Here is an 8,304-nt window from a genome sequence, read left to right as displayed (position 1 = left end):
TTCCTAAAGGAACTGACTTTAATAAAATAACAATTGAACAGCTTAAACAAGCTCAATTAGCTTTAAACAACAGACCTAGAAAGGTTTTAGGATACAAAACACCAGGAGAAATTATGAACCAAGAAATCAATAATTATGCAGCATAAAACAAGCCAATTTCGGAAAATAACTTTTGGCTCTTGAAAAAGCCAAAAAAAGTTATTCTGAAATTATGCAAAATTGAAATAAAAAACTAAATTCGATATATTAACTAATTATTGACCTTGTTGCATTAAGGTCTTGAATCCGCCCTCGTGCGAAATCATAATATGAGTTTTAAAAAACACATAACTATTTTAATATTTATTACTGTTTGTGGAAATGCTCAGACAGATAAATCTTATTTAAATAATTATCCATTTAACGAAAATCCAATTATAAAAATTGTGAGTTTCACTGATTTGAAATCAACTGATATGAAATGGAAATATATGGGTTGTATTTCAGTTCCTATGTTAGAAAACTATTGAAACGTTTTAGATGTTGATTTTTCAAGATTTGACCAAGTAATTAAACTTAGCAGTGAGGAAATTGAGCAACTTGCGGAAATTTCCTTCAGAGAAAAAACTTCATGCATAGATCATGGAGAAGATTCTGGAGATTGTAGCAACGAAAAAAAAGGGTTTGCCGTTATATTTTTCAATCAATCAAACGAAGTCATTGAAATAATCGATTTATGTATTGGTTGCAAATACTTTTCTGCAAGCAATGGATTTCTTTTAGGTTGGATGTGTAATGAAAAATACGAAGCACTTAAAGAATATTTTTTGAAAATTGGAATAAAAATAGATTAAACCTACCGCTAACAGGCGTTTGTTTCAATAACTAGTTCTAGATTTTACTTATGAAAACCCATTGTTGAAAAATATAAATTTTATCACCTCCTCTTCAAATACCCAATCACCGTTTCATTAAAAACAACTGGTTGTTCTAAATTCACCACATGTCCGCAGTTTTGAATGATGAAAAGTTCGGCGGTTTTAACGTGATTAGCCACCACTTGCTTTACCGAAGGTAAAAACATATAATCTTCTTCGCCCATGACGTATAATGTGGGAATATTCAATTCTTTTTGTCGGAACCAGCGTAACACGGGATTAATTTCGGCTGTAAGTTTGAACCATTTGATGAATTCTTTTTGATACAATTTCTTGGCTTCGTTAATAAAAAGTAAGCGTGATTGTTTGTGATTCTTTTTTGGCATTATTACAAAGGCAAAAAAACGATATAAAACTAAGTACGGTAAGACATATTTAAACATATTTCCTAATCGCATTAAGACTTGCGAACGGAAATTCATTTTTAAAATGGCTCCACCTAAAATCATGCTTTTCACACGTTCGGGATGCATTTCTGCTAATTGTCGAATGACTATAGAACCTAAAGAAATCCCAACAAAATGAGAACTTTCAATTTTTAAAAAATCGATAACCTCAACAATATCTTCGGCAATGGCTTTGAATGTATATTTTTGTTTTAGTGCCGATTTTAATTGGTCTTTTGAATTCCCATGACCGCGCAAATCCAACAAAAGTACATTAAAATGCTTCTGAAATTCACGGATTTGCTTGAACCAAATAGACGAACTTCCTCCTGCTCCATGAACAAAAGTCACCCATTCGGTACTAGTTTCGTTTTTATAAATTGTGTAGGAAATCAAATGTTTCAATTTTTGTCAAATGTACTACATTCCATCCGACCAAAATGCTAAACAAAATTTAAATTTTGGAATGCAATAATTTAAAATAATCAAAGGCTTTCAATAGTCGGCTTCCGTACCAAGAAAACATTTCACCATCCACAAAAACCGTTTTGGCGTGATGCGTAAAACGTCCAATTTCAAACGCATGTTCGTCTTTGAACGGAAACGGTTCGGAAGATAAAAACACATAATCGGGATCGCCTTCTATACGGATTTTCTTCAATTCGACTTCTGGATAACGGCCTTCTTTTACTTCGTAAATATTCTCGAAATGATTCAATTTCAATAATTCATTAATAAAAGTATGATTTCCAGCTACCATGTGAGGATTCGCCCAAATAAAATAAGCGGCTTTCTTTACTGGTTTATTTTTGATGAATTGCTGAAAATCTTGATACGCAAAATTGATTTTATCCATCCATTTTCTTGCATCAGTTCGTTTATTGAACAATTGACCGAAATCGTGAATCATTTGTAAATTATCTTCAATTGTGAGAATATCAGTCACCCAAACCGGACAAATTTGGGATAATTCTTCTACCATTTCTTTGGTGTTTTCCTCTTTATTACAAATGATTATATCGGGTTGAAGTGCTTTTATTTTATCAAATTTGATGGTTTTCGTTCCACCAACAATCACTTTCGTTGCTTTAAAATGAAATGGATGCACACAGAATTTAGTAATTCCAACAATGTTATCTTCCAAACCTAAATCGTACAACAATTCGGTTTGCGAAGGTACTAACGAAACGATTCGCAAAGGTGTGGTTTCGAAAGTGTGTTGGGTTCCTAATTGGTCAATTAATATTTGTTTCACGTTTCAAGTTATTTTAGTTTCCAAATTAAACTTGAAACTTGAAACTTGGAACCAAAATCCCCTCCATTTCTTGTTGCAACTTCAACGCTTCTTCCCTAGCCCTTTCAGCGAAATCAGCACCATTTGAAGCGTAAATAATTCCTCTCGAAGAATTGATTAATAAACCAACGTTTTTACTCATTCCGTATTTACAAACCTCAACTAAACTTCCGCCTTGAGCACCAACTCCAGGAACTAATAAAAAACTGTCAGGAATAATTTTTCTAATTTCTGTGAAATATTCGGCTTTAGTTGCACCCACTACGTACATTAAATTATGGGAGTTTTTCCAAGATTTTGAGGTTTCTAAAACTACTTTGTACAATTCTTTTCCTTCCACATTTTGCGTTTGGAAATCAAAAGCACCTTCGTTTGAAGTTAAAGCTAACATAATCGTGTGCTTATCTTCAAAAGCCAAAAACGGCTCTACCGAATCTTTTCCCATGTAAGGTGCCACTGTTACCGAATCAAAATCCAAATCATTGAAAAAAGCGCGTGCGTACATCGAAGAAGTGTTACCAATATCGCCACGCTTAGCATCAGCAATGGTGAAGATTTCTGGATATTTCTCGTTGATGTAATTGATTGTTTTTTCTAGCGATTGCCAACCTTTGATGCCGTAAGCTTCGTAAAAAGCAGTATTCGGCTTGTAAGAAACACATAAATCATGTGTAGCATCGATAATGGCTTTGTTGAATTCGAAAATAGGATCTTCGGTTTGTAGTAAGTGTTTTGGAATTTTATTCAAATCGACATCCAAACCAATACAAAGAAATGATTTTTTAGTTCTGATTTGGGAAATTAGTTGTTCAGTAGTCATTGTGTTGTTGTTATTTAAACGCAAAGTTCGCAAAGTTTTTCGCAATCCCGAAGTTTCGGGACGCAAAGTTTTAAAAAAAATGCCAAACAAATTATTGTTCAGCATCTTTTCTCTTATTCTATCTTCTATTTTCTTTCATTTAGAAAACTTCGCTTTCTTTTAGTTTTTCGGTGTTGGCTACCAATTGTAATTCTTCAATCATTTTATGAAGATTTCCATTCATGAAACCATCTAAATCGAAAATACTTAAACCAATTCTATGATCGGTAATTCTACCTTGAGCATAGTTGTACGTACGAATTTTAGCCGAACGGTCACCCGAACTTACCTGAGAATTACGTTTTTTCGCATCTTCTTCTTGTTTTTTGGCCAATTCCATTTCGTATAAACGCGAACGTAAAACCGTTAACGCTTTGTCTTTGTTTTTATGTTGCGATTTCTCATCTTGACATTGCGCCACCAAACCTGTTGGAATGTGCGTCATACGAACCGCTGATTTCGTTGTATTTACCGATTGCCCACCAGGACCAGACGAACAGAAAAAGTCAATACGAACGTCGTTCATGTCGATTTGTACGTCAAATTCTTCTGCTTCTGGCAATACCATTACGGTTGCTGCTGAAGTGTGCACACGTCCTTGTGTTTCCGTTTGTGGCACACGTTGTACACGGTGTACTCCAGCTTCGTATTTTAAAGTTCCGTAAACATCTTCACCTGTTACTTCAAAAATTACCTCTTTAAAACCACCTGAAGTTCCTTCACTTACATCTACTACAGATGTTCTCCATCCTTTTGAATCACAATATTTAGTGTACATACGGTATAAATCACCAGCAAAGATAGAAGCTTCGTCTCCTCCAGTTCCGGCACGAATTTCCACCATTACGTTTTTCGCATCTTCAGGGTCTTTAGGAATCAACATATACTTGATTTCTTCTTCAAGTTGAGGCAAACGTTCTTTAGCTTCGTCTAATTGCATTTTAGCCATTTCTACCATTTCGGCATCCGAACCATCTGCAATAATTTCGTTAGCTTCTTTAATATTTCCGTCAAGATTGATGTATTCTTCACGTTTATCTACTAAAGCTTTAAGGTCTTTGTATTCTTTATTTAATTGTACATAACGCTTTTGATCGGCAATTACATCAGGCTGAATAATCAAATCTGATACTTCGTCAAAACGTTGTTTTACATATTGTAATCTATCTAACATAGCTGTTATTTATTTTGGAGTGCAAAGTTACAATTTTAGTTGAAAGTTTAAAAATTAAAACGTTTAAAAGTTTTGAAACTGAAAATCAATCTCTTAACTATTTTATTTAAAATAAATCTAAATAAACTTTGGTAATTCATTTTTGCTTATTATTTTTGCGGCGTTATTTTAATTAAATCTAAATAAGATGTATAAAAACATTTTCAAATCTATAGTACTACTGTCTTCTTTTCAGGCAGTGGCCCAACAAACTCCAAATGATGTTAGCGAAAACTACTTTACAGAAAACGATACTGTAAAAAAATTAAAAGAAGTAGTTATTGAAGCCAAAAAAAACACTTCAAAATCTTCAGTTAACCGAGCTGGAATCAAAGAAAAAGATTTACCTCAAGCCATTCAGGTTATTGGAACAGAAATCATCCAACAACAGCAATCCATTCGTTTGAGTGATGTAGTTAAAAATGCCAACGGTGTTTATGTGGGTTCGGCTCGTGGCGGTGCTCAAGAATCATTTTGGTCAAGAGGTTACGATATGTCTGCTAACAATATGTTTAAAAATGGTTTCCGTTTTAATAGTGGTTCTATTCCAGAAGTTGCTTCATTAGAAAAAGTAGAAATTCTTAAAGGAAGTGCAGCACTTTTATACGGAAATGTGGCACCAGGTGGAATCATGAACATGGTAACCAAAACACCTAACTTTAAAACCGGTGGCGAATTCACTATGCAAGCAGGAAGTTATAATTTCTACAAACCTTCGGCTGATGTATATGGTGCTTTTAATAATACAATTGCGTTTCGCTTTAACGGTTCGTATGAAAACTCGCAAAGCTTTAGAGATTATGTTACTAAAGAACGTTACTACGTAAATCCTTCCCTACTTTTTAAAGTGAGTGATAAAACCGATATTACCTTACAAGCGGATTATTTAAGCGACGATTGGACACCTGATTTTGGTACTGGTTCTATCGGAAAAGAAATTGCCGATGTACCAAGAAACGCTTATTTAGGGGCAAAATGGTCAAATGGAAACACCAAACAAGCAACCGCTTCGATATTAGTAAACCATGAATTCAATCCCAACTGGAAACTGAATTTTAATTCTTCTTTCCAAGATTACGATAGAGAATCGATTGGTACAGAACGTATTCAACCAGCGGCAAATGGCGATTGGAATCGTCCTTATGGAAGAAATAAAGCCGTTGAACAAATTTTGGCTAACCAAATTAGTTTACAAGGAAACTTTAAAACAGGTAAAATCAAACACCAATTATTTACGGGTATCGATACCGAAATTTCGTATGCTGATGCTTACACTTTCAGATTTTATAATCCAACAACTGGAGCAACCGTAACTACATACGATACCGTAAATATTTTTGATCCATCGTCTTATGCAGCTTCAAATGAAGGACCAATTTTACCTTCTGAAGTAACGAGAATCGTAAAAACAGAAACTACGCGTTTTGGAATTTATGCACAAGATTTAATTTCGTTTTCTGAAAAATTTAAAGCGTTATTAGGCGTTCGTTATTCATACCAAGAAGCAAAACCAGAAACATACAATATAGCTGCAAATACAGTTACAGAAGAAACAATTAGAAATGATAGAGCTTTTTCACCAAAAGTAGGATTGATTTACCAACCTACCAAATACACTACTTTATTTTCTAGTTACTCCAACTCATTCACACCAAATACGGGAGTAACCATTTACAATGAAGCGATTAAACCTTCTATAATTGATCAAATTGAAGTAGGTGTTAAAAACGAATTCTTTAAAGGAAAATTAACAACAAACGTTACTTTATATCAAATTGTAAACAGCAATTTAGCACAAACAGCAGAATTTGATGCAAATGGTAATATCAATACCAACACAAATGTGAAAGCTTTAAGCGGTGAAACCACTAGCAAAGGAATTGAATTAGACATTACCTATAAACCAATCGAAGATTTCAATATTATAGCAGGATACAGCTACAACGACATGCGTTATACGGAAACCACTGGAGCAACTGGAAGCTTTATCGAAGGTGACCGTTTAGTAAGAACTCCACAACATACGGCTAATTTAAGTTTCTTCTATACCGTACCAACGGGAATGTTTAAAAATGTATCGGTTGGAGCGATTGGTAATTACACAGGAGACCGCCTTGGAGGATGGAACAATCAGGTAAATCCAGCATATCCTAACAATGTTTGGGATAGAGAAATTCCAGTAAATGGTTATACAACAATTGATGTATCTTTGGGCTACAATTGGAAAAAATTTACATTACTATGTAAATTATCTAATATTACCAACGAGTTGAATTATACTTTACATGAAAATTACAGTGTAAACCCTATTGCCCCAAGACAAATTTTAACTTCGTTACGATACAAATTTTAAGAATTCAATTAAAACAAAACATGAAACAAAAATTAATTAGAGACATTCACCGCGATTTTGGTTACTTCTATGTAGGATTGATAATTTCGTTTGCCTTTTCGGGAATTTTAATGAACCATAGAGAACATTGGCATCCTGAAAAATACACCATAGAAACCAAAAACATCAAAGTACAATTACCAGAAGAAAGCCAAATTACTGAGAAATTCGCTGAAAACTTAGGAAAACAATTGGGCATCGATGATAAAATGCGTCGCCACAATATGAAGAAAGGTACGTTTAAAATTTCGTTTGAAAAACACGATGTAGAAATCGACATGAAAACCGGAAAAGGTGAAATTGTTGCTTTCAATAAAACACCAATTATCAGCCAAACAATGAAGTTGCATAAAACTACTTCTAACTGGTGGATTTACTATTCTGATATTTTTGGAATCTCATTAATACTTATTGCCATCACGGGAACTTTAATGGTAACCCACGGCAAAAACACTTTTAAACGCCGAGGCTGGAAACTAGCCGTAGCCGGAATTATTTTCCCCATCTTAGTTTTAATTATTTTGAGTTAATAAACGAAAAGGTTCACGAAAGTGAGCCTTTTTTGTTGATAAGTTAAATTCGTGATTCGTTTGGTTTGAATTAGTTATAATTATTTTTGAGATGAAAATAACTTTTATTATTTTCATCTCAAAACTTAGCAAATGGATTACAACGATTTTTCTTCAAGATTAAAAAGAACTATATCATCACTTAATGGAAGATTTGATGAGGAAGTAGCTGTTTATGTTAATTATAGTCAAAATGAGAACGAAAGTAGTTTTTCAATAATTGCAGGTAATGATGATGAAGAGACTATCATCAATAAAATATTCATCATTCTATATAATCTTTCAAGTTTAAAAGATCATCTAAAAAACCACTTAAAAGGCAAAAATATTAACCCACAAATTATTGAAGATGAAATAAAGAATTCTTTACATCTTCAAATACTTATCGATATTGTAAACCAAGATAAACACGGTTATCCATTAAAAAAAAGTAATCGTTCAGACAAAAATCCAATAATTAAACATGCTATGCAAATGATTAATTTTACTTCAAACTCTGAACCCGGAGCAGGCACCCCGCTAGTGCGAGCGTCCAATGTCATTAAGTTAAGAAAAAATCATAAGCTATTCTTTTGATTTTTAGTTACTATTGGTTTTGTTCTTGTCCTGTATTTTCCAATTTTTCGTTCAAATTTTCTATTTGGTCTTATTGGAATTAGATGCTTTTTAAATAA

The 8,304-nt window shown here is 33.4% G+C and carries 7 protein-coding genes; 3 read left to right on the top strand and 4 right to left on the bottom strand.

Features of this window, described 5'->3' with window-relative positions; translation table 11 throughout:
* Positions 1-916: 916 nt before the first annotated feature.
* The 4 genes from ACE3PD_RS04600 to prfA form a co-directional block, all read right to left on the bottom strand.
* The gene (locus tag ACE3PD_RS04600) at positions 917-1,699 is read right to left on the bottom strand and encodes an alpha/beta fold hydrolase (RefSeq protein WP_374399971.1); all 783 of its coding nucleotides are present in this window, start codon (positions 1,697-1,699) and stop codon (positions 917-919) included.
* Positions 1,700-1,757: 58 nt separating this feature from the next.
* Positions 1,758-2,558: an ABC transporter substrate-binding protein gene (locus ACE3PD_RS04595; protein WP_374399969.1), complete on the bottom strand. Its 801-nt coding sequence runs from the start codon at positions 2,556-2,558 to the stop codon at positions 1,758-1,760.
* 25 nt (positions 2,559-2,583) lie between these two features.
* A complete protein-coding gene (gene pyrF / locus ACE3PD_RS04590; RefSeq protein ID WP_374399967.1) occupies positions 2,584-3,417 on the bottom strand; it encodes an orotidine-5'-phosphate decarboxylase in 834 nt (277 codons plus the stop codon).
* A 139-nt stretch (positions 3,418-3,556) separates the two neighbouring features.
* Positions 3,557-4,630 (bottom strand): peptide chain release factor 1, encoded by a 1,074-nt coding sequence (gene prfA, locus ACE3PD_RS04585; RefSeq protein WP_374399965.1) that lies wholly within the window; start codon positions 4,628-4,630, stop codon positions 3,557-3,559.
* 187 nt (positions 4,631-4,817) lie between these two features.
* Here prfA and ACE3PD_RS04580 point away from each other — a divergent pair, with 187 nt between their 5' ends.
* The 3 genes from ACE3PD_RS04580 (at position 4,818) to ACE3PD_RS04570 (ending at position 8,206) form a co-directional block, all read left to right on the top strand.
* On the top strand, positions 4,818-7,022 hold the full coding sequence (locus ACE3PD_RS04580) for a TonB-dependent siderophore receptor (RefSeq protein WP_374399963.1): 2,205 nt from the start codon (positions 4,818-4,820) through the stop codon (positions 7,020-7,022).
* Between the two features lie 20 nt (positions 7,023-7,042).
* Positions 7,043-7,591, top strand: coding sequence for a PepSY-associated TM helix domain-containing protein (locus tag ACE3PD_RS04575; RefSeq protein ID WP_374399961.1), 549 nt, complete (start codon positions 7,043-7,045; stop codon positions 7,589-7,591).
* A 132-nt stretch (positions 7,592-7,723) separates the two neighbouring features.
* Complete coding sequence (locus ACE3PD_RS04570; protein WP_374399959.1) at positions 7,724-8,206, top strand: hypothetical protein; 483 nt, start codon at positions 7,724-7,726, stop codon at positions 8,204-8,206.
* Positions 8,207-8,304: the final 98 nt, after the last annotated feature.

Source organism: Flavobacterium sp., from assembly GCF_041911335.1.
Taxonomy (GTDB): Bacteria; Bacteroidota; Bacteroidia; order Flavobacteriales; family Flavobacteriaceae; genus Flavobacterium.
The sequence above is the reverse complement of the archived record's forward strand: the minus strand, read 5'-3'. Positions and strand labels throughout refer to the sequence as shown.